The sequence below is a fragment of the Agarilytica rhodophyticola genome (assembly GCF_002157225.2).
GTDB lineage: Bacteria > Pseudomonadota > Gammaproteobacteria > Pseudomonadales > Cellvibrionaceae > Agarilytica > Agarilytica rhodophyticola.
In genome coordinates this window covers 6,052,606-6,074,395 of record NZ_CP020038.1, presented here as the reverse complement: position 1 = coordinate 6,074,395, position 21,790 = coordinate 6,052,606, and the positions used below count along the sequence as shown (strand labels likewise).

At 39.3% G+C, this 21,790-nt stretch carries 20 protein-coding genes; 8 read left to right on the top strand and 12 right to left on the bottom strand.

All coding sequences use genetic code 11. The features are described 5' to 3' along the window. Nucleotides 1-49: 49 nt before the first annotated feature. From BVC89_RS25130 to BVC89_RS25110, 5 genes are all read left to right on the top strand, one after another. The gene (locus tag BVC89_RS25130; RefSeq protein ID WP_086933851.1) at nt 50-1,663 is read left to right on the top strand and encodes a hypothetical protein; all 1,614 of its coding nucleotides are present in this window, start codon (nt 50-52) and stop codon (nt 1,661-1,663) included. 41 nt (nt 1,664-1,704) lie between these two features. Next, nucleotides 1,705-3,429, top strand: coding sequence for a Fic family protein (locus tag BVC89_RS25125; protein ID WP_103654306.1), 1,725 nt, complete (start codon nt 1,705-1,707; stop codon nt 3,427-3,429). 107 nt (nt 3,430-3,536) lie between these two features. Further along, nucleotides 3,537-5,183, top strand: coding sequence for a hypothetical protein (locus BVC89_RS25120; protein WP_086933850.1), 1,647 nt, complete (start codon nt 3,537-3,539; stop codon nt 5,181-5,183). Further along, nucleotides 5,176-6,807, top strand: a complete 1,632-nt coding sequence (locus BVC89_RS25115; protein WP_086933849.1) for a tetratricopeptide repeat protein — start codon at nt 5,176-5,178, stop codon at nt 6,805-6,807. The genes BVC89_RS25120 and BVC89_RS25115 overlap by 8 nt, the downstream gene beginning before the upstream one ends. A gap of 76 nt (nt 6,808-6,883) precedes the next feature. Further along, nucleotides 6,884-7,873, top strand: coding sequence for a GNAT family N-acetyltransferase (locus BVC89_RS25110; protein WP_086933848.1), 990 nt, complete (start codon nt 6,884-6,886; stop codon nt 7,871-7,873). 51 nt (nt 7,874-7,924) lie between these two features. On the opposite strand, the gene BVC89_RS25105 is transcribed toward BVC89_RS25110, so the two are convergent. Beyond that, a complete protein-coding gene (locus tag BVC89_RS25105) occupies nt 7,925-8,662 on the bottom strand; it encodes a DNA alkylation repair protein (protein ID WP_086933847.1) in 738 nt (245 codons plus the stop codon). A gap of 36 nt (nt 8,663-8,698) precedes the next feature. Then, complete coding sequence (locus BVC89_RS25100; RefSeq protein WP_086933846.1) at nt 8,699-9,151, bottom strand: hypothetical protein; 453 nt, start codon at nt 9,149-9,151, stop codon at nt 8,699-8,701. Between the two features lie 405 nt (nt 9,152-9,556). Here BVC89_RS25100 and BVC89_RS25095 point away from each other — a divergent pair, with 405 nt between their 5' ends. After that, nucleotides 9,557-9,877, top strand: a complete 321-nt coding sequence (locus BVC89_RS25095; protein ID WP_086933845.1) for a DUF6482 family protein — start codon at nt 9,557-9,559, stop codon at nt 9,875-9,877. Between the two features lie 31 nt (nt 9,878-9,908). On the opposite strand, the gene BVC89_RS25090 is transcribed toward BVC89_RS25095, so the two are convergent. Both BVC89_RS25090 and BVC89_RS25085 read right to left on the bottom strand, forming a co-directional pair. Next, nucleotides 9,909-11,144 carry an ABC transporter permease gene (locus BVC89_RS25090; protein WP_086933844.1) on the bottom strand — a complete coding sequence of 412 codons (1,236 nt, stop codon included), beginning with the start codon at nt 11,142-11,144 and terminating at the stop codon, nt 9,909-9,911. Continuing rightward, nucleotides 11,144-11,839: an ABC transporter ATP-binding protein gene (locus BVC89_RS25085; RefSeq protein ID WP_086933843.1), complete on the bottom strand. Its 696-nt coding sequence runs from the start codon at nt 11,837-11,839 to the stop codon at nt 11,144-11,146. Before BVC89_RS25085 ends, BVC89_RS25090 begins: the two co-directional genes overlap by 1 nt. Before the next feature lie 121 nt (nt 11,840-11,960). Here BVC89_RS25085 and BVC89_RS25080 point away from each other — a divergent pair, with 121 nt between their 5' ends. Next, nucleotides 11,961-12,656, top strand: coding sequence for a DUF3299 domain-containing protein (locus tag BVC89_RS25080; RefSeq protein ID WP_086933842.1), 696 nt, complete (start codon nt 11,961-11,963; stop codon nt 12,654-12,656). A gap of 9 nt (nt 12,657-12,665) precedes the next feature. Here the strand turns inward: BVC89_RS25080 and BVC89_RS25075 are convergent, their stop codons facing one another. The 8 genes from BVC89_RS25075 to zigA form a co-directional block, all read right to left on the bottom strand. Continuing rightward, nucleotides 12,666-13,661 (bottom strand): CobW family GTP-binding protein, encoded by a 996-nt coding sequence (locus tag BVC89_RS25075; RefSeq protein WP_086933841.1) that lies wholly within the window; start codon nt 13,659-13,661, stop codon nt 12,666-12,668. Nucleotides 13,662-13,663: 2 nt separating this feature from the next. Next, nucleotides 13,664-14,842 (bottom strand): acetyltransferase domain-containing protein, encoded by a 1,179-nt coding sequence (locus BVC89_RS25070; RefSeq protein WP_086933840.1) that lies wholly within the window; start codon nt 14,840-14,842, stop codon nt 13,664-13,666. A gap of 64 nt (nt 14,843-14,906) precedes the next feature. Beyond that, entirely contained in the window at nt 14,907-16,910 is a 2,004-nt protein-coding gene (locus tag BVC89_RS25065) for a TonB-dependent receptor (RefSeq protein ID WP_086933839.1), read from the bottom strand. Between the two features lie 149 nt (nt 16,911-17,059). Beyond that, nucleotides 17,060-17,473, bottom strand: coding sequence for a MerC domain-containing protein (locus tag BVC89_RS25060; RefSeq protein WP_086933838.1), 414 nt, complete (start codon nt 17,471-17,473; stop codon nt 17,060-17,062). Nucleotides 17,474-17,486: 13 nt separating this feature from the next. Further along, complete coding sequence (locus tag BVC89_RS25055) at nt 17,487-17,948, bottom strand: Fur family transcriptional regulator (protein ID WP_086933837.1); 462 nt, start codon at nt 17,946-17,948, stop codon at nt 17,487-17,489. A 5-nt stretch (nt 17,949-17,953) separates the two neighbouring features. After that, on the bottom strand, nt 17,954-18,508 hold the full coding sequence (locus BVC89_RS25050; RefSeq protein ID WP_158658115.1) for a DUF2796 domain-containing protein: 555 nt from the start codon (nt 18,506-18,508) through the stop codon (nt 17,954-17,956). Nucleotides 18,509-18,531: 23 nt separating this feature from the next. Further along, complete coding sequence (locus BVC89_RS25045; protein ID WP_086933835.1) at nt 18,532-19,281, bottom strand: DUF1826 domain-containing protein; 750 nt, start codon at nt 19,279-19,281, stop codon at nt 18,532-18,534. Further along, entirely contained in the window at nt 19,278-20,486 is a 1,209-nt protein-coding gene (gene zigA, locus BVC89_RS25040; RefSeq protein WP_086933834.1) for a zinc metallochaperone GTPase ZigA, read from the bottom strand. The genes BVC89_RS25045 and zigA overlap by 4 nt, the downstream gene beginning before the upstream one ends. A 298-nt stretch (nt 20,487-20,784) precedes the next feature. On the opposite strand from zigA, the gene BVC89_RS25035 reads away from it, so the two are divergent. Then, nucleotides 20,785-21,789 carry a 2-hydroxyacid dehydrogenase gene (locus BVC89_RS25035; protein WP_086933833.1) on the top strand — a complete coding sequence of 335 codons (1,005 nt, stop codon included), beginning with the start codon at nt 20,785-20,787 and terminating at the stop codon, nt 21,787-21,789. The last annotated feature ends 1 nt before the right edge of the window (nt 21,790 follow it).

Here is a 21,790-nt window from a genome sequence, read left to right as displayed (position 1 = left end):
CCGTGCTGCAAAATGCAATGTGCAATATGTAATATAGGAGGAACAATATATGTTACCGACTAAAAAAAGCAAGATGCGTCGGCAGCAGCAGGGAGGCAATAGCCTCAGTCAGCGAAGTAAATTAAGGAATACAACTGGCGCTACTAAGCTACCTGATATCCCCTCGCCTAGAGGACGTTCACCTGCTGTAGTAACACCAGCTATCGCCCGGCGCAGTAAAAGCTTGTTTGAAGGGCATGTGGATAGACGCACAGCTCGATCTAAAAAGAATGCTAATAGCACTAATTCGTTATCAGCGGGAAAAGCTCCTAATTTAAAGCGTAAAAATGCTCGTGCAGATTTACAGCCCCCTAAAGGCAAAGAGGCTAGCAAGAAAGTTCAGACCAAAATAGACTTTGCTACTGGTCGAGTTTTGTTTCCTGTAGAGAGCGGTGGTAAAACACAGTACTTTCCTCTTGAAAGTGAAGCAACACCAAACGAACGTCGCTTCGGTTCTTTTGTCAGTGATGCATCTGTTAAAAAAGATGCGACCAATAGCTTAATTGAAGGCGGGGATTCGGTCGAAGATGTAATTAACCAACGTCAGTTATTTGCCTCCACCACTGCCAATGGAAAAAAGGAATATTTACCAAGTGAAAGTGATGCCAATGCTCTTGAACTTGCCTCAGGAAAATATATCCCTGACGCTCAATTAGAAAGCCCTTCGATAGCTCAGGGGCTGCTGGATACTGATGTCAACAAAAGAAAGCAGAAACTGCGCTACGATTTTACCAAGCAGCGTAATTTATTTGCTGTGCGTAGCAAGGACGGGAAAGATATCTATTTGCCACAAAAAAGTAAAGCGACAACGGTAGAGCTTAAACGCGGCCTTTACGTTGACGACAGTGAAGTCAGTAAAAAGATAGATCTGGGGCCTGCTACTGCTATGACCAAAGACAAACCCCGCTACGATATTAGTAAAGGGCGCAAAGTCTATGGAGTGAAAGATAAAGATGGTAAAACTAAGTATTTACCGCGCGCCAGCGATGCCTCCGACTTTGAAAGAGCGCGAGGGCTTTTTATCGATGATGCTGTTGTTGATACTCACGAGAAGCAACGTTTGAGAACAGCTTTAGCAGATAAGAGCGCTGATTATATGCTGCGTCGCGCACAACGCGCCAATAAACTAGCTGCTGGCACCACTAGTAAAAATATCGATAACTCGCGCGAAACCATTAGCTATGCAAAAGATGGTACGCCGATTTGGGATGGTTTTACGCCTCCAGAAGTCAGCTATGAAAAACAGAGGGAAACTCTAAAAAAACTGCATTCAACATATGATATTGCAAAAAAACGTATGTTGTACCCCGCAGAGATTGCTAAAGGGAAAATAAAGTATTTACCGCTCCTTGAAGACGCCTCAAATATTGAGCGTATTCGCGGCCTTTACGTAAGCTTTGTACCGCCAGAGCCGTTAGAAAACTTTTTAAAAGATAACGTGCAGCGAGGGGATATTGCTCAAAGAAACTTTACTACCCAAGGCGGTCAACTTAAAGCCTACGCTTTGGACGATATTGAGCAAGCTTTCGAAAATTCGCCTAGCTTGATTTTGCGTTCTGCAAAATATGTTAGCAATGTCGCCAGAGAAAGTTCTGTATTACAACAGCAACGCGTTAATGGGTAACAATCAATTAGCATTAAATAAATTCAAAGAGAGAAATTATCATGTCAGCAACAAATAACCGAAATCTTAGAAGAAAACGAGCTGCAATTAAAATCGGCGACCCTTTACTTAGTAATCAAAGAACACATGTAGTGGTGTCAGGGAGGCCTGACAATCATATTCCGACCTATATTGATAATAATCAGTTGAATAATACGCGACAGCAAAATGAACTGAATAATAACAATATTATTAGCCAGCCTAATAATGTTAATGACAGTGGTGGCAATAATAATAGTATAGCGAGAAAGAAACGGGCAAAAACCTGGGATGGTAGTGACAGTGCTATTGCTTCTCCTTTAAGGAAACAGAGAAAAGACAAGGATAACGAAAGCTCGCAAGAAGATGTCGAAGAACTAAAAAACAATGATAATGATGACGATTTAAATAATGAATCGGCAGCAGCTAATGCTGATAGTTCTATAGGTGCAGAAGATGAAAATAGTATTAGAATCACATTAGATGATATCAAAGAGTTCAAGCCAAAGAAAAAAATCAAAAAAAAATCTAAGAAAAACAAGAAAAAAGAAATTAACCAAGATCGGTATATACCTGATCTAGATATTGACGCAGGAGACTTTTTAGCTTCTCAAATGATTAGAGATTGGATCTCTACCAAAGCAATTGATGTTTGGACAAAAAGACAGTTTAAGAGAGAGGATAATGAGGCATGGAATACTATAGATAGTGAAACAGATCAGATAAAACAACAGTTCTCTTTGATAAAGAATCGAGATTATGATGTTGTTGATAAGAAACTACTTAACGCTTCAAATACTGTGGTTGGTGATACCACCGGCGTTGCCAATGGTCAGACCAACTTAAAGAGTGAAGAAGATAAGCGAAAATCTGAAGAAGCTGTAAGAAATTCAGCTGCAGCCTTTGATCTAATTAATAACTTGCGCTCTAATAAACGAGATATTTCATTAAAAGATCTCAAAGATATTAATTCTCTATTTAACCAAGGTGTTAAAAGTGACGCCAATGATAAAGATCAGGAGAGATTAGATTATTATGGTGTTATTGGTGACTCAAGGCACCAAATGGGAGGGAAAAATGCTATGCCACCCGGATATGCTGCAAAAGAATTAACACGTGCTATCAATAAAGTTAATTATGCATTAAAAAATCCAGGCGAGTATAATCCAGTCGCTATAGCAGCTGAATTTTATTCAAAATTTATATCAATCCATCCTTTTAGAGATGGTAATGGTCGCACAGCAAAAGCGTTAGTTAACCTGATTCTAACACGCTTTGATTTGCCCCCCGCGATTCACTCAAAGCGACAGATCGGAGTGCATTCTGATCCTGATAGAATGGGAGGGTGGCGTGACTTTATACCAACAAAGATGCTTGAAAAAATGAAACCTTATGAACAAGCTTTGGAAAAAAAATTGGCAGAGAATGTTATAAATACTCAGCAAATGTTAGATCAGGGGCAATATCCAAATCTCGATCTAAAAGTAACTGTGAGCAAAGCTGAAGCTGATGCAATGATGGATGAAATGATTGTTGATGACGAAACCCATGATGGTCCAACACAAATTCTTATTCTTCTAGACGAAATGAGACAAGGGTTAAAACTGTTACAAGAAAATGATAAGGAAAAAGGCTTGAACAATAATGATCAAATTTCTAGTAATCAAAATTCAGGTAAAATTAAACAACGTCTGAGAAGTGCAAGTGCAGGAAATAGCCCTAATCCTAATAGTGCTCCAATTATTTAATGTTGTAATAATGCCTCAGTAATAGGGGTATTATATCTTAAACTAATTTTTGACATACAAGGCTAATGCTACAGGGCTACAATCATTCGTATTAAAGGAGTTAAAAAATGTCTTCACCAAAAAGAGTTGTCGGTAAAATAAAAAGACGTAAAAGCGTGAGTGATTCGGATTTCGAGCACAAGGGTTCACACTATAAGCAGGTTTTAAAAAGGAAAAACGTTGACAATGAAATAATGCAAGCAAAGGATGATATTGCTTTGATAGATCAAGGCTTGGAGGAGAGCCGTCAAGTTAGCATTGAAGATAACTCGTATCATATAAATGATAATGATGTGGAAGAATTTGAGCAAGGCAATGAAAATGGCATTCACGGAAATTTTTCTAATCCTTCAGCTGCCAGAAAGCAAAGACAAGTAAGGCGAAAAAGTGACAGTGGTGTTGACTATGGCAGTAATGAATTATCAAACGACGTTATAGACTTCAATGAAAAAAAAGCTGAAGCAGCTAGGAACCCTTTATTTAAACAGAAATATCCAAAAGGCTTCGATTCTTACTTAGAGCAAACTAAAAACTCTATCGAAACAGATGTTGTCGTCAATGGCAGCTGGTCTAATGCAAAAATGTTAAGTGGGCCTTTCTCTGGAGAATTTGTTACCAGCAAGAGATATAGAAAAGCAACATCAGGAAACTTGCGTAAAGAAATTAAGTCCCGTATTCATTCAGGCGAAGTTAGTGTTACCCTTCTTAAGGTATCTTCCAAATACTCTAAGGAAGAAGATTCATATAGAATAAAAATGAAAAATAACAGTAGCGATAACGATAGGCCTTTCGAGGAACTATATGTACGTGATAATGGTAATGGCACACTTTCTATATACAACGATCAAGGGGCGAATGGTATCCGTTGTTGGCAAATAGAAGCACTATGGGCCTGCGGTCTAGAAAATTTGGCGAGAAGCCTCGATCCAGAGGAACAATTCAAACCAAATAATTCCGGCACAAAGCTACCGCTTTATCGTAAACATGCAATCATGGATAATTTTTTACACATAAACGTTACCCCTTTTACAAGTTTTGATGCTATTAGACAACAACGTCATATTAAGCAACAGGTTAGATCCTTAGCGAATACCAACGTTGGCGCCAAGCTTATTGAAAAATGTAAAAGTAATTTTGCCGGCGATAATTTCTCTGGAAACTCCATTGAATGGAACTATCAATCTCGTAAAAGTGGCGTCAATGATGGTGGCAAGGGAACTATAAGTGGAAATTTTGATTTGCACAGTGCCTATGTGGGGATATTAGGGCTTAATCCTCCTGTATTAGCCATGGTACGTAAGCCCGGCTACGTTACCCTGGCGCATGAATTAAGTCACTGGAGCCGTTCCAATGGCTCTGATGAACAGATAAAGCAATACGATGATGGTTCAGAGCTATGGAATACAAAAGGTGATCCTAAAAACACCTGGGATAAAAAAGAAGAAGCTGTAGCAATGTTATTCGATAAGGATGGACTAAGTGAGAGTCATTTATTAAACGAGATAAATCTCCCTGTACGATTGGGGCATGTCGGATCGCCGAGAGAAATATTAAGTGACTTTGATGGTGATGTAACCGCAGAAAAACTTAAAGGTGCAATCAATATTGATGGACAAGATATGACGGATTTCGTGAAAAGAAACCTTATTAATATAGATTACAGCGAAGCTGAAATTATAGAGATAATAGACCTTGGTGAGAATAAAAGTGAATAATAGCTTACCAAGTCAAAAACTAAATAATCAAAATCCAACGCTGGACAAAAAAATCATAGAGTCAAATACAAGCTTCTCACAAAGTGTATTATGGCGTTGGCAGCGAGATTTTTTTATTTGTGAAGGTATTAGCGCTTGGGATAATCAAGTGCCTTTTTATATTACCAGTAATCCATCGATTGCCGATAGCTATGCCAATGTGATGATTCGGTTTATGCAGGATTGTTATGCTGGCGGAAAATATAAAAAAGGGCAGCCATTCTATATAGTAGAATTAGGTTCCGGCACTGGTCGCTTTGCTTTCTACGTTATTAAACGCCTATTAGAATTGCAAAAAAATTTAGCATTAGACGATATTAATTTTGTCTACGTTGTGACAGATCTTGCACAAGATAATATCGACTTTTGTCGAGAACACTCTGCCTTCAGAGATTTTATTGAAGCAGGCATTGTGGATTTTTCATGTTTTGATATTGAAAATGATATAGATCTTACTTTGCAGTTATCCGGCGAGGTAATGCGTCAAAATATTAAGGATTCCTCGTTGGAAAACCCTTATATTTTTATTGCTAATTATGTATTTGATTGTTTGCCGCACGATATTTTTCGTGTACAAGATAACACGCTTTATGAGGTATGTCCGGTTGTAGAGGCGAATACTGAGCATATTATCGATAATAAGGTAAAAAACCTTAATCAGCTTGACATTAGTTTTTCTTATCACTCAATCAGTGAAAACTATTACCAAGATGAAGATTATGACTATCTACTCAATATCTATAAAGATCAACCTAATGGCTCATACCTACTTTTCCCTATCGGTGGGCTACGTTGCCTTGAAAAGCTTAAACGCCTGAGTGATGGCCGGTATCTAATGTTAGCAGCCGATAAAGCAGATGTTGAACTTTCACAGTTAGCTAGAAATTACCCTCCTGATATTAGATCTCACGGAAATGGTTTGTTTATGCAAGTAAACTTTCATTCCATTATGAAGTATATACAACATAATGGAGGTGACTTTTATTATGCCCCAGTTCAGACTGGTATTAGCTCTCTTGCCTTACTTTCAGCAAACCTGTTTGAGGAATTACCTGAAACACAGCAAGCTACGAAAACTTATTTAGGTTCACAAAGCCCTGCTGTGATATTCAATCTTTATGCCTATATCCGGGATACAATGGAGGATTGTCCTGTAGAGACGTTTTTAGCTCTTATCACAATCTCTCACTACGACCCTCATATTTTTGATAAATATATTAATGTACTTTTAGAAAACATATCATCACTTAATGATACTACGCGTTTGTCGCTTGAAAGTGCCATACCAAAAATTGCAGATAACTTTTATTATATACCGAATACAAACGATACATTAGAAAATATCGCTTTGTTTTTTATGGAAATATCAAATCAGCAAGCAGCGTTGGATTATTATCAACGATCAGTCGCATTGTTTGGTGAAGAAGATCATATTTGTTACAACATGGGCTTGTGTCTTTATGAATTAGGCAATGTATTGGCTGCAGCTAAAAACTTTGCAAGAGCATTGCAGCTAAATCCTGGTCTGACGTGTGCACAAGAGATGCTGGGAAAAATAGAGGAGAGATCCCATCGACACCATTAGCCTGCAGTACAACGTTAAACAGCTTCATCACTTTTTAAAATGTGGAGGCTTAACAGCGGGACGACGCCTGGAGTATATGTGTTTTGTCCGCGATAAACTGCTGTTTAATAAACGGGGTAAAAATAACAAGTCACCGATTTCTTATCTATCCAGTAAAACACTCGGTTTACTTATCGAAATTTCTCGATACTTATACGACTGGCCTCTAGTGGCTTATTGTTGTGAAGTATATCAGGATCGTTTGTGCCGAGGTTCGTCCGACGAAAGAAATCGTAGAAAAAAAATTGATAATCTTTACTTGTTAAATAGGGCATATCTAAAGCAGGGGCTTTTCGAATCATCCGAGCGCCTGCTATCCGGTGAAGAGACTAATCTTGAACATCCTAAATTACAGAGTGAATACTATCGGCTGAAGCAAATAGTCGAAGATTTACCTCCCGCTTATAATCGCCTTCGTGCAGACAAAATTGTATTGACGCCTTTAGCTAGTTGGCATAAAGAAGACTTTTTTTTGCAGTATTCAGATCCAACAATTAGTGCTCTGTGTAGATTGCCCAATTTCGATTATTGTAGCAACGACTGGTTGCAATGGTTAACTGTGTGTCGACAAAATCCAGCGGAACATTTACTTGCCATTTATCACTTGGATTGGGGGTTTATTGGATCGGCGAGTATCGAAATTTCTAAAGGTACTGGATTTTTTTACTATTGGTTGGGTGTCGATTTTCGAGGTCAAGGTTTTGGCCCAAAAGCAGTAACTGTTCTACTCGATTGGGCTGATACTCATATGGACTTGCGTAGCTGCTACACTAAGATTCATGAGGATAACTTGCCTTCTATAAAAGCGACTATGAAATCAGGTTTTGAGCCTTTACCTATTACCGTATTTATCGATGATGAAGAGGGTGAGGAAAGTCTTTACTATCGCGGAAAGCATACAAATATAAATACTTTATGTGAAAAAATTAACAAATTTTTCAGCGATACATGTGCCTTAGAAAGAGCGGCAGTTAAAAATTCTCAAAAGATAAGAAATAATACTGATAATTTTATTCTGCCATGCTAGTGATACCTATAGTTTTTATATTATCCATTCAAATCAAAAGGAAAACTTAAATTATTTAATTGATCTCGTGGCTCTTTTAATTATATAGCTTGTTTCCTTTGAATTAGATTTTTTCCTCCATTTAGTTACAAGAGTTGTAACCCACCCTGGATGATCTTTGGCGGCATCATTTAGCCAGTTACCAACTGAGTCTTGTACATATCTTACTGCATCTGTATATAATTCGTTTAACAACGGTGTAGCAGGTGTTGGATCTTCTTTAAATTCCTTAATATGTTTTGCCCATACTCCGCGAGGGCGTGTCGCTTCTGATGCAAATCGCCTGACGTTAGCATCCTTATCTTTTGCCCAACTATTTAGAAGCTCAATAGACTCTTTGGGCTGTTCGCAAATTTCGTCTCTTACAGCCATCCAAGCAACTTCGCGAACACCGAAATGACTATCTTTTGCAAATGGTTTGACGGCTGTGAGCGCACTTTTAAGTGTGCGTTTTTTCTTTGCCAGTGCATAGCAAGACCAGCACCTAGCCACGTCAGAAGTATGCGCTTTTAAATCTTTTAGTATTTTTTCCTCGGTAATTTGTGACCCTACCCATATAATCTGTTTAGGAACGGATACATCAGGTAACAGAGTAGATAACTCTTCTAACTCTATAAAACCCAACTCATTTGCGAGACTGTTTAACAACTTTTTCTGATCTACTTTTAGCCACTCATTGAGGTTTGCTGTTTCAATTACACCTTGATTAAGCTGCTTTAGCTTAGTGGGTGGTATTTTTATATTAGCCATCAACGAATCTCACTATTTACATTTTTGAAAATATATTTATTGCTTAAATCTATAAACCGCAAAGGATAAGAATATCGCGTAAACCGAAAGAGGCAAAATCTGATACCAATAAGTACTAGGTTTTAAACTCTCGTTATTGTGATCCTCTGAAAAGGACCAATCTAAATCCCAGCTACCATTGGTGACACTACCAGCGTCAAGAAGTGTAAGAAAACTGCTCGATGTGTTAATCCAAATAAAAGCAATTATTGTTAACCAAACAGCCGTAAGAGCGTAAGGCGCAAGCGCTCGATACTTAGCAGATGCGATAAAAAATAATGCCTGATTGAATATGCCGACGCTAATAATAATATTCTGATAAGTAAAATAGGGCGTATTAAAATAGATAAATAACATTGGATGTTTAACGCCCAGAAAATGGCCGAGTCCAATGAGAATAAAAAGAATCGCGCCTATATACAAAGCTACCGATAGTAAATTTTGCTTCATCGTTATTTTTGCCTTCGAAATACACCTCCAAAAGAGATGATAGGACTGGTAGTTTGACTTTAGCGCCAAACGAATAAACTTATTTTGTTCGAGATAGTATATAAATAGCTTGACTCAGTCAATTAATATTATTCGAAATGGTACAATAAGCACATTTTTATGTAAGTTTGTCTGTTAGTTAGGCTGTAAAATTGTCAATAAAAACAAATGGTTACAATGCTGGCGAGTGCTTGCTTGTATGTTTGAAAATAAAACAAGATTGGTGCTATCTATGTTATAGAAGGTTTCACTGAAACATATCTAAACTACAATGTTGTAGTGCTTGAATCTCTATGCTCCGGTTCTACGTATATTTTTAAGAAATTTCTTTATACTTATTAATAGTTAGGGTTAAGAAGTTATTTTATGAAAATATTATTAAGTGACTTGGCATCCCAAGATATACAAAAACTCGTTATTAACTCTCTAGAGCAGGCGCTTTATCAAGCGATCGTTGTTATTAATGACGAAGAGCATGTTGTCTGGGAAAGCGCCGATAAAGTACTTATGAGCCGTAACCTTATGCAGTTACGGCAAAAATTTGAGAAACTCGAGATTACTGAAATATTTCTTCGACACGAGAGTCCATACGACGAGATGATCGGTTTACCGGCGAGTCAAGAGAGCAATCGTCTAGAAGTACCGCTAGGTAAAAACCCCTATGCTCAGCCAAATTGGCTACAGTAGGTGCTGCTGTTTACCTCAATAATGCTTATTTTTAAGCATGCCTTGCTCTTGCAAAAGCACTGAGGGCTGGAATTGCTGCCGCCACTGTCTGGGTGACGATAATAATAGCTAGAAAATACAGAGTACTTTTAGAAAAAATATTATAGCTAATATGTAAACCAAGTTGAGTAAAAAAGTTTTCAGCGGTAACCAAGCTGATAGCAAGAAAACATACAGCCAGAACAATACTGAGGCTAGTGATAAGCAAGGCCTCAAGTTCTATTAAGAAAAATAAAAAGTAAGATGGTGCCCCCACTATCCTAAGCAGTTGGATTTCGTGCTTGCGGTCACGAATAGAGGAAAGCAGCATAGCGCTGAGTCCTAACAAAGCAGCGATAAATACTAATATTGCAATGCAAAGTAGTATTTTTTCTAATAACCCCATCATTTGCCATAATTCTGACAAAGCAACTCCTGGTAGGATAGCAAGCATTGGTTCTTGTGGGTAATTATTAATTTGTCTTTGCACATGGAAAGTGGCAATTCGCGATTTTAAACCCAACATAAAAGCAGTGATGCTGGTTGGCTGTAATTCGCTGAGTTTACTTTCTTCTATATTAGTGTTTGCGCCAGGTATTTTTACGCCTTGCTGCCAATTTATATGAATGGCTTCAATCCCTTCAAGGCTTACGTGCAATGTCTGGTCCACTGGGGTTCCCGTTGGACTTAAAATACCTACGATAGTAAATGGCTTATCGTCATGGCGGCTAAAACTGGTAGCAGCAATACCATGGGAGAGTACGATTTTATCACCGAGAGTGTAGCCCAGTTGTTTAGCTACATCGGCACCTAGAACAACATCAAACAGACCTTCGAATGCCTCGCCATTAGAGAAATTGAGCTTGTGTTTGTTACCGTAGCTGAAAAATTTAAAATAATCTTGTGTGGTTCCCATCACACGGTAACCTTTGTGTGAATCTCCTAAAGTAATAGGAATGGCCCATTTTACTTGTTTGTTAGAAGCGATAGTTTCGAAGGATCGCCAAGCAATATTATTGGTGGGAGAACCGATGCGAAACACTGAATATAACAGTAAATTAAGGCTGCCGGTTCTTGCTCCAACAATGAGATCCACTCCAGAAACAGTGTTGGTAAAACTAGCTTTTGCTTGATGACGAATGTGTTCTACTGCTAATAAAACAAAAATACTGACGGTCATAGCCATTAACGTGAGCACTACCGAACCTTTACGATTTAGTAGACTTTTTACTGCAAGCTTGAAAAACATTAGTTTTGGCTACCTGGTTGATTTATATCTAAAAGTGCATCAACACGCTTAAAATACTGAGATAGAGCCATGTCATGGCTGACAAAAACCAAGGTGATATTATTGTCACTGACTAATCTCATTAACATCGTCATAAAGTTATCACGGTTATCTTGATCTAGAGATGAGGTGGGCTCATCCGCGATTAGTAGCTTGGGCTTATTGATAAGTGCACGAGCAATAGCAACCCGTTGTTGTTGGCCGATACTGAGTTTTGCAGCAGGCTTATGCCAGTCTTCAGCAGATACATTAAGCTGTGTTAAAAGCTCTTTAAATTCACCTTCTAATGAACCATCACCTTTTGATTTTTCATATTTATACTGTGAAAAGTTATGGGCGAGCTGAATATTCTCCACTGCGTCTAAATAGGGGATGAGATTAAACTGTTGAAACACATAACCAATATGATTAGCTCGAAATCGATCTCGCTGGCGCTGGCTCATTTTATCCAAGCGCTCGTTCAATATAGAAACCTCCCCTTTGGCAGGTTTGAGCATGCCACTAAGTACATTGAGTAAAGTGGATTTGCCACAGCCAGAAGGGCCATGAACAAAGACTTGCTCTGTTGATGAAACCGACCAATTGGCGATATTCAGTACTTGTTTGTCTGGCGTTTCAGGATAGGCAAAGTGAATATTGTGAAGCTGAATGGTCATGATGTAATTAGTGTGAACAGACCCTAAAAAAGTTTTATCAGATAGATTGCCAAAAGTAAATGTTGCATTGTATCATTTAATGTTATAGATAATAAACCCTTACCGTTTTGAAGTATGTGATATGAATAATGTATGGCAATTGGCTTTTAGTCTGTGTCTAGTAATTTTACTAAGCGCTTGTAATGATGCTTCACTGCTAGATTTAAGCGGAGGTAATGAGGTGCTAGGTGGGACTAACGCTTCGGATGTATCTCTCAGTGTCAATAATAAGAGCAAGCCTTCTGTCCAATCCAAGCCGGATAAACCTAAGAAAAAATTGCCGAAATCTGCTTTTAAAACGCTGCAGTGGACTGACTTAATGCCTAAGGAAGACCTTGATGCCATATTAAGCCCTCCGAGTTATATTAATGAGATAGAAGACGGTTCTGCTGAAGATCAAATCAGTAGTCAAATTCAAAGCACAATTGCCGCTGCTAGCGATGATCGCTATCAACAGGCCTTGGTATCAACAAATGTTGTGCCCGAAATGGATGGTAAAGCGATTCGGCTTCCTGGTTTTATCGTACCTTTAGAGTTTGATGATGATCAAACTATCACGCAGTTTTTCTTAGTACCATTTTTTGGTGCTTGTATCCATGTTCCACCGCCACCGCCCAATCAAATTATATTTGTCGAGTACCCTGAAGGTTTAAAACTTGATGCTCTGTACGACCCTTTTTGGATCTCAGGTGTTGTAAAAACTTCGCTGATTCAGAATGATTTGGCTACGGCAGCGTATTCGCTAAAAATGCAGTATTACGAACACTATACCGAATAATGTGGAAAATTAGTTTGGGCTAGCAATACAGGCCATTAACTGTTGTTGCCATTTATCATTGGTTTCAGCAGCAATAATTTCTATGCGGCTTTCTATACAGTCATCCAACTCTATTTCTGTTAATGCATCCGGAGTGAGGTTGTAGCCAAATACACCGTTCTCGGTGATAACTACAGCCTTCATTCTCTCAGCTTTTATGCCATTAAAGAATGTAAATAATTTTTCCCGGCTAAATATATTATCCGCTGAAAATCGCCAGCCTATGCTGTATTGACCTTCCCCTTCATTAACTGCTTTAAGATAGCCACACTCTGGAATAGGTATTTCTGAAAGTAAAGGTTTGTCTTCATTAGCATGATGGTGATGAGGCTTTTCGGTTAATACCGCGTTTGTCTCTCCCTGTAAATGCTTTGGATCTAGTGCTCCATTTTGTGTAAATATTACTTCTGCATCATTAGCACCATGTTGTTTTATGTATTCCTCTAGTTTAGATCTATCGTCGGGCTGATATAAATCCAGTTTATTGCCTACCACAATATCGGCAATAGCAATTTGTTGGTTAAAAGTGGAGTGTTCCGTATAACGAGATTTAGATAAGTGGCGTGCATCAACTAAAGTTAGGACTCTTTGTAAAGAGAGTACCTCTCGATAATATTCTCCAGCGAGAACCTGCAACACCTCTTTCGGATGCCCAAGCCCGGTTGGTTCAATAAGTAGACGATCGGGTTTTGCGCGTGTTAACAGCTGATTTAAAGCAATTTGCATTGGCAAGCCCGAAGCGCAACACATGCATCCTCCCGGCACCTCGCGAATAAATACGCCTTGCTCTTGTGTGTGTTGTCCTTGAAATAGTTGGCCATCAACACCGATTTCACCAAACTCGTTAACTAATACTGCCCAGCGCTCTTCACTTGGTTTGTGTTGTAGTAAATGTAAAATTGCGGAAGTTTTCCCCGCACCTAAAAAGCCAGTAATAATATTTGTCGGAACTGCAGTAATAGACATATTTATACGTATTTTGCAATTAGGTTAGTTTTATTTGCTCTTTTCCAAGGTAAATAAATATTAGCAAGAAGAACAGTTAAAATGACAACACATATAACTAATAAATAAGTTGCACCATAAGATAGACCAAACCCTTTTGGTAGCCCGATTAAGGTTTCTCCGTAGGTCATGTCACTAAATTTAAAACCGAGTACTGGAATAAGTAACCAGCTTAAAAAGTGTAGTAGGTATAGATGCAAAATGTAAGAGAACATGCTGGTCTTGCCTAAGGTTTGTAAAAACTTCTCAGAAAATTTCGGTTTCGAATGTTTAAAAAAGAATAAAGCAATTAAACCTGTGCCCACTGTCAATAACATAAATTGTAAAGATAGAGGATATTTTGTAGGGTTGAAAAATGCCATCAAAGTAAGCAAAGCAGAATCCTTTAAAGCAAACTGCCCTGTATCTCCATAGATATTAAAGCCTCTTAGTACGAAGTAGCAAAGTAGGCATGTAATACCAACTAGTAGCGCCTGTCTTTCAGTTTTGTTTGAAAAATTTTGCCTAATGTAATAACGCCCGGCAATATATCCTAAACACATTAAACCAATGACAGGAAGCACCGGGTACGTGGTTCTTATTTTAAAGTCGAAAGGAAGTGTCAGAACATTTTTTTGATGTAATACCGACCATAAATAATGTTGCCAAGTATTGCTTTCGAAGTTTATGCTATCGAGTAGATTGTGCCCAAAAACGATCATTAAACCAACAATAAATACTAGTTTTACATCAACTAAGCGTAGTATTCCTAAACATACAAAGCCCCATCCTATCGCCCAAATTACCTGTGCATAGAGCATAGGATATAGGGGGTTAAAACTCCAAGACCAGGAAATAAGTGTAAATTCAAGTAATATAAGAACGAAGCCTCGTTGAATTAAGCTAGTTGCAAATTGCCGGCCATTTTCTGCACGGCTTTCAGTTAATGCTGAAGAGAGACCGGCTAAGAATATAAATAATGGCGCACAAAAATGAGAGAGTAGACGGGAGAAAAATATTTTTGGTTCGGTACCAGGAATATCCATTGGGTCATTAACATGATAGCTACTACAATAGACCATGGCGTGATCAACTATCATAAAAATTATAATCAAGCCTCGAAGCAGATCGATATGATGTAGTCGTGCGGTACTTGTCTGCATAATACTATCTAGAATACATAAAAATAGCCTACCCTAAGGGTAGGCTTTAAACACAAAATTATATTTATAAATCCCAACTAACAGAAACACTACCGTTAATACCATCGCCTGGTGAATGTATGGTAAATGCTGCATCGTTACCAAAATCGAAAGCATATTCGAAATATTCATCAGTAATATTGTTGAGTTGTAGCTTTATTTTCCCCCAACCTGCATCGTAGTCCGCGCTTGCACTTAGCAGTGTGTAATCACCAAACTTTCCACCGACGTTGGCTTCATTGATAAAGTAGTCACCTTGCGCATCGACATGTATTCGCGTAACAAAGTTTGGTGTGACTTGATAGTTAAGACCAATAGATGCAGTGTACTCGGGAATACTGCGTAATTCATTGCCTTCAACATTTCCTAATACATCTGCTGCTCGAACAATTTCTGATTCAATAGTGGTGAAATTACCCCAATAAGACCAAGCTTCATTTAGATCACCATTGAACGCAATATCAAAACCGCTTCTATCTGTTTCGCCTATGTTTTGGCTAGTACCGTCAACGTTAATAAATTCATCACTGGCATTTTGTTGCCAGTAAGATAATCTCACAGTGAGTATGTCTGCTGGCGTCCACTGTGTACCAAATTCTAGTCCATCGTTTAGCGATACATCACGAGAAGGGCTATTCGCTGCTTGATATGCACCTCTCCCGAAGGGGCTTTGAAAACTGCGGCCTGCGTTTGCGAATACATTGATAAGCTCCGATGGCGCATAAACAATATTAAATTTAGGCTGGATAATCGTCCCAAAGTCGAATATATCACGAGTTTCGCCAGTAGCCTGATCTAGGTAGTCACCATCTAATTGATCTGCACGTAAAGCAATATTCCAACGCAATTGATCGCTTGGTTCATGGGCCAGCTGTAAATAGCTGCCGTAGGTAATAAAATCATAGGCACGATCTCGTATTACACCATTGGCTGAGGTATCTCGCGTGCGGCTATCATTGCTAATGGTTCTGAAGCGTTGCTCGAGAACGTCTTGAAATTCATAGTCCACGCCCCAGTCTACAGTCCAGCTATCTGTTAACTGTACGCTTAAAGTAGATGTTAATCCCCAATGATCTTGATCGTCGAAGCGATTCTGAAGTGAACCTGCTTCACTGAAGCGCACCCAGCGCTCTCTCTCATAGGTTTGGGTGTAGGCTTTTAGCTGCCATTGCAATTCTTCATTAAAGTCCTGTGACCAGTGTGCACTTAAATGATTAGTCTCTTTTTCACCGCCATCTTGACTGGCAAAAGGCTCGGAGCGGCGCGGGGTGGCTCGAGCAGTTTCAGGGTCATTAAAGTAACCTGGTGAGTCGCCTTCATAAACTGCATGACGAGCGATAATTCTTAATTCTTTTGTGGTATCAAATTGCCATTCCCAGCTACCAGATAAGGCGTATTTATCTAAATCCGTATGATCGCGATAGCCTTCACTAGTGCGGTAGCCACCAGCATAACTTTGTTTAAAACCTTCTTTGGAAAAACCGGCATAAGCTTGTGCTTCTTGGGTATTAAAACTACCTACTGTTAACTCAAGCTCTTTTGCATCATCTTGCCTTGTTGCAACATTGTAGTTACCGGCAATATTGAAAAGTCCGTAGCGAGGATCACTAGTGCCTTTAAATACGGAAATTGAGGCAATACTTAATGGAAATAATTGGTCAAGCTCATTGAAACCATTATGCAGATTAGCCGGAACTCCATCGATAAGTAGTTTTGCATGAGGAGTAACGCCGTCGCCAGCAAAACCTCTAATTGCGATATCAGTATTGATAATACCTTGATTATATCGGGATAAATAGACACCGGGAACTTTGTTAAACAATTCTAAAGTATCATCAACATGTTCATAAGCTAGTTCCTCTTGACTGATTACATCAACAGAGCCAACAACTTTGCTTACCAGTGGTGTTTCGCGCTCACCAATAACAACTACAGTTTCCAATTTCGAGTCTTGAGCGTAAGCATGGCCAGTCGCAATCTCCAATAGCGCAAGTGTTATCGCTGCACTTAGTGCATTTCGTTTTTTCATGGTTTTTCCCCAGGTCTTCAATATAATCTTTGCCTGCTTTTGTTATCGGTTTTGGCCATTGTCGGTGGCACTAATCCATAAGGTTTTAATCGACAGGACTTGGAAAGAGTTATTAACTCTAATAATAAAGTAATACCGTAACTTGTTATTTACTCTTCACAACGACCAGGGCAAACGCAATTACCTTGATCTTGACATAAACGGTAATTCCGATAGTGGCTATAAGCAATTATTCCTGCACCTAAAGAGGTCATGATTTTTTCCCATAGTTCACCCAGGAGTGATTTAACTACAATGGCGGAAAATACTAAGACGAAGAGGCCGAGTAAACCCAGCATAAAAACACTATAATTTTTATGCTGTTTACAACCCATGGTTAATGCATAAGTGCTTGTAGGGATTACTGCCGATAGCATCCAAAAGTGAAATACTTCTTCATCTAGCTGCAAGGCTGCAAGACTAGGCAGCACTACCACCATGAAAGGAAAAGCCAAGCAGTGAATTGCACAAAGCAAGGATAGGCTGATTGCCATTTTATCGGTCAGTGTTTGGAACATTTTCATTTTTATATCTTATTTAAGCTGCACTTGCCATACAGGCGTCACAAACGCAATTCATTTCTAATTGCGGACTCATAAGGTGAAAGCCAGCTTTTTCTACGTTCAATTGAAGTTCTTCGATGGTGGTTTTGCTAATACTTATCTCTCGAACTTTCTGACATTGGCCACAAATTAAAAATTGCGATACAAAGTGATCGTGGTCGCAAGTGATGTGAGCACAAGCAACATATTTATTGGCTAAATTTAATTTGTGAACAAGTTGCTCTTTTTCAAGAAATTCTAGAATTCGATAAATTGACATGGCCGGCAAAGTTTCACCTGATTCTGCCTTGCAGATATCGATTAGCTCGTATGCAGATAAAGCCTTCTCAGACTTTAGTAAGCCCGATAGCACTTGTTTTCTTTTATTGGTTAAGCGTGCTCCATTAGTTTTACATTGTTGCTCAGCATGATCGATGATTTGCTCAACTCTTGTCATTTTGCTTACCTCAAAAAAATTATTTTCTTTTCAGCATTCAATTTTTCTGCTCTTTGCTCAGTGTCCGTTATCCACGTGGCATTAATTATTTTAATACCATTAAACTTTTCAAACAGTGCGATTGATAACGAAGTGAGCTGCGAGCTATTTTTACAGTTAAAAAGGTAATTCGCTGTGATTTCACTGTGGTTTTTGGGATGATCATGGTGTTTATGTTCATTATGAGCATCACCTTTGACACCTGAAACATCTGCGGTGGTTTTTTGCGCAATGCAATTTGTTCCAACAAATGAAAATAAAGCTTCAGGCGAGTTCAGAATGTCTTTCGCTTGTTTAACCTGCTTTATTTCTTCTTGGGTTCTAGCTTTGTGTTCGAATCCGACTAAGTTAGCAGCGGGAGATTCAAACTCAATTGCCAATACATTGCCTTCAATGGCTAAGGTTAGCTGTGCTACACCATGTTCGTGAGCTTCATGGGAATGAGGCCCTGCGTTTGCCGATATAATTGCATTGGCTGATAGTAGCAGAAATAAGAAGGTATGCGTTATTTTGATTTTCATTGAATGTAACATGCTACAAACTATTAGTTGTTGAAATCTAAGGTCAACAACAGGCGGCGTTCATTTGCTGACAACGCGGGCGAACGATGGACTAAACCTGCATTCTCGTTCCCCTCCCAATTTTCACCTTTCAGCAAAGCTACATCACCACTTTTTAATTGTTGAATATTCTGCTTATTTTTGAACAGCCGTGAGCTTTTTGTAGATAGCCCTGAGCTTTTTGTAGACAGCCCTGAGCTTTTTGTAGACAGCTCTGAGCTGTTCTTAAAAAGCCCTGATTGTTCATCGGATAATCCATTATTACCAGCGCCCAACTTACTGCGGTCGACAATATGATCAGTTAGCCATTCAGTGGCGATTCCATGATAAGTGGTAATGAGGCGACAAGGCACTCGATCTACGTGAAATCTTGGGCACATTGCATGATCGAGAATAGCTAAGCGTAAACCCGCACGTTTAAGTTCAAATAAACAGCAAAACATATCTACTAGCTCAGCAATGTTTTCGCTCAATTCTATCTGGTCATCTCCAAGCTCTCCTTTAATATTATCGAAGGCACTCTGAGGGCTCACTGTCAGCGATGTCTGAAAGCTTGTTTTAGATGCCAAAAACCTTTGCACTGCTTCCTGCAATGATGCAGATAATTGCCGTTGCCAAATCGCAATATTGGTATCTTCCCGGTAAATATCGGTAAAAATAGCAGCTTCATTATCTTGTGCTGCACGGCGCAATTTAATCGGTTGTTCAGTGATTTCAGAGGTGACTGCATTCATGCATTTTCCCTCCAGGCGGGGAATGGATCATTCAATGTTGCCCAGTATGTTTTGCCATGTAATACCTCTTCTTCGCTTAGTAAGCAGTCATCCAGTGCTTGCGTCATACCTGCTTGATCTAGGCCCTGGCCAATAAATACCAATTCTTGACGCATATCACCGAAAGGCTCAACCCACTGCTTTTCAATCGAGGCGAGGTAGTCTTCATCTGTTGGCCAATTTTCCTTAGGTACTGCCTTCCAAAACATACCGCCAAAGCCATAGTGAGCAATGCCTCCCGCTTGACTCCATTGGCCTGCAAATTCGGGGCGAGAAGCCAGCCAAAAATAACCTTTGGAACGAATTAGTTTGCCGTATTGCTCCGTATTGTGGAGAAATTGATAAAATTTTTCTGGATGAAAAGGGCGCCTTGCTAGGTAACTAAAGCTGCCAATGCCATATTCTTCAGTCTCTGGTACGTGTTCCCCTCGCATCTCCTTAAGCCAGCCAGGCGCTTGTTGGGCACGCTCGAAATCAAATAGCCCTGTATTTAGTACTGCATCTATATCCACTTGGCCTTTTGTAATGGCAATAACTTGGGCATCGGTATTGAGTGTTCTCAGGATGGCGCGCAAGCGCTCAAGCTCTGCAGCTTCTACTAGATCGGTTTTACTTATTAGAATCACGTCGGCGAATTCTACCTGATCGACTAGTAAGTCCGCGACACTGCGTTCATCATCTTCTCCCAGAGACTCACCCGCGTCTTTCAAATATTGTGCTTTTTCGTAATCTTGTAGAAAGTTAACAGCATCGACAACTGTAACCATAGTATCCAGGTCTGCCACATCTGACAGGGATACACCGCTTTCATCAGCAAAGGTAAAGGTTTCGGCAACCGGGAGGGGCTCGGAGATTCCTGTAGATTCAATGACCAAATAGTCAAAGCGTCCTTCCTGTGCAAGTTTGGTGACTTCTAGTAGTAGATCTTCTCGCAAGGTACAGCAGATACAGCCGTTGCTCATCTCTACTAATTTCTCTTCGCTGCGATTTAATGAGACTTCGTTTTGCACAATGGCGGAATCAATGTTGATCTCACTCATGTCATTGACAATTACAGCCACTTTCTTGCCTTGTCGGTTATTCAAGATATGGCTGAGTACGGTGGTTTTTCCGGCACCAAGAAATCCTGAAAGTACGGTAACGGGTAGCCTACTTTTATCGGTCATTAGCGTCTCTCAATATGATTGAATTCAGGGTTTACTGTAATAGATGAACAGGTAGTAAATTTACTTTATCTAAATATGTTACAACATATCATTTTCTACTGCAAAGAGTGCCACTTCAGATTGCTCTGCCAAGTTAATCTCGATGGCTGGCTACAAGTTAGCAGTTGGGTCTAAGGTGATTAAATGTGTTAGTAATCAATATATCGATTACTGGCAGTACTATAATCATCCCTCGTAACCCCATTAGCGATAACTATGATGTATGAATTAGTGCTAACCGATTCCCAGGAATTACTTTATGAGTAAAAAAATAGCAGTATTTAGTAGCAAGCCCTACGACGAAGAGCAGCTACAAAAAGCACTGAGCGATGATGCGTTACAGTTCACATTTTTTGAGCCCAAACTAACGTGGCAGACTGTCGCTTTAGCAAAAGGTTTTGACGGTGTATGTTGCTTTGTTAATGATGTAGTAGATGCCGATGTCGTGAAAGCTTTGGCCGATTACGGTATAAAAATAATTGCCATGCGTTGTGCAGGTTTTAATAATATCGACCTCAATGCTTGCTCTGCCCACGAAATAGCTTTGGCTAGAGTTCCTGAATACTCTCCCTGTGCGGTTGCAGAGCATGCGGTGGCTTTAATTTTAGATCTTAATCGTAATATTCATCGAGCTTTTTCCCGAGTAAGGGAAAATGATTACTCTCTCAATGGGCTTATGGGCTTTAGTTTACACGGCAAAACGGTCGCTGTTATTGGCGGTGGTAAAATCGGCATCGCTTTTATAAAAATCATGAAAGGCTTTGGTTGTAGAGTGCTTTGTTTTGACCCCAAGCCAAGTGATGAACTTAAAAGCATGGATATCGAAATTGTAGAGCTCGGCTCAATTTGGGAGCAATCCGATATCATCTCCCTACATTGCCCTTTAGTAAAACAAACCTATCATCTTATTAACAGTAACTCTCTTAGCCAAATGAAAGATGGCGTTATGCTTATTAATACCAGTCGTGGAGCGTTAATTGATACCCCTGCAGTGATCGCTGCGTTAAAAACAGGACGGGTTGGTTATCTTGGTTTAGATGTATATGAAGAGGAAGCGGACTTATTTTTTGAAGATAACTCAAATGAAGTCTTACAGGACGATATATTTGCCCGCTTGACCACTTTTAAAAATGTAGTGATTACCGGGCATCAAGCCTTTTTTACTGAAGAGGCGCTTAAAGCTATCGCCGAAACAACAGTGACAAATCTCTCATCATTTTTCAGTGGCGACCTAGATGCAGTCAACTTTGTCAATAAATATTAAA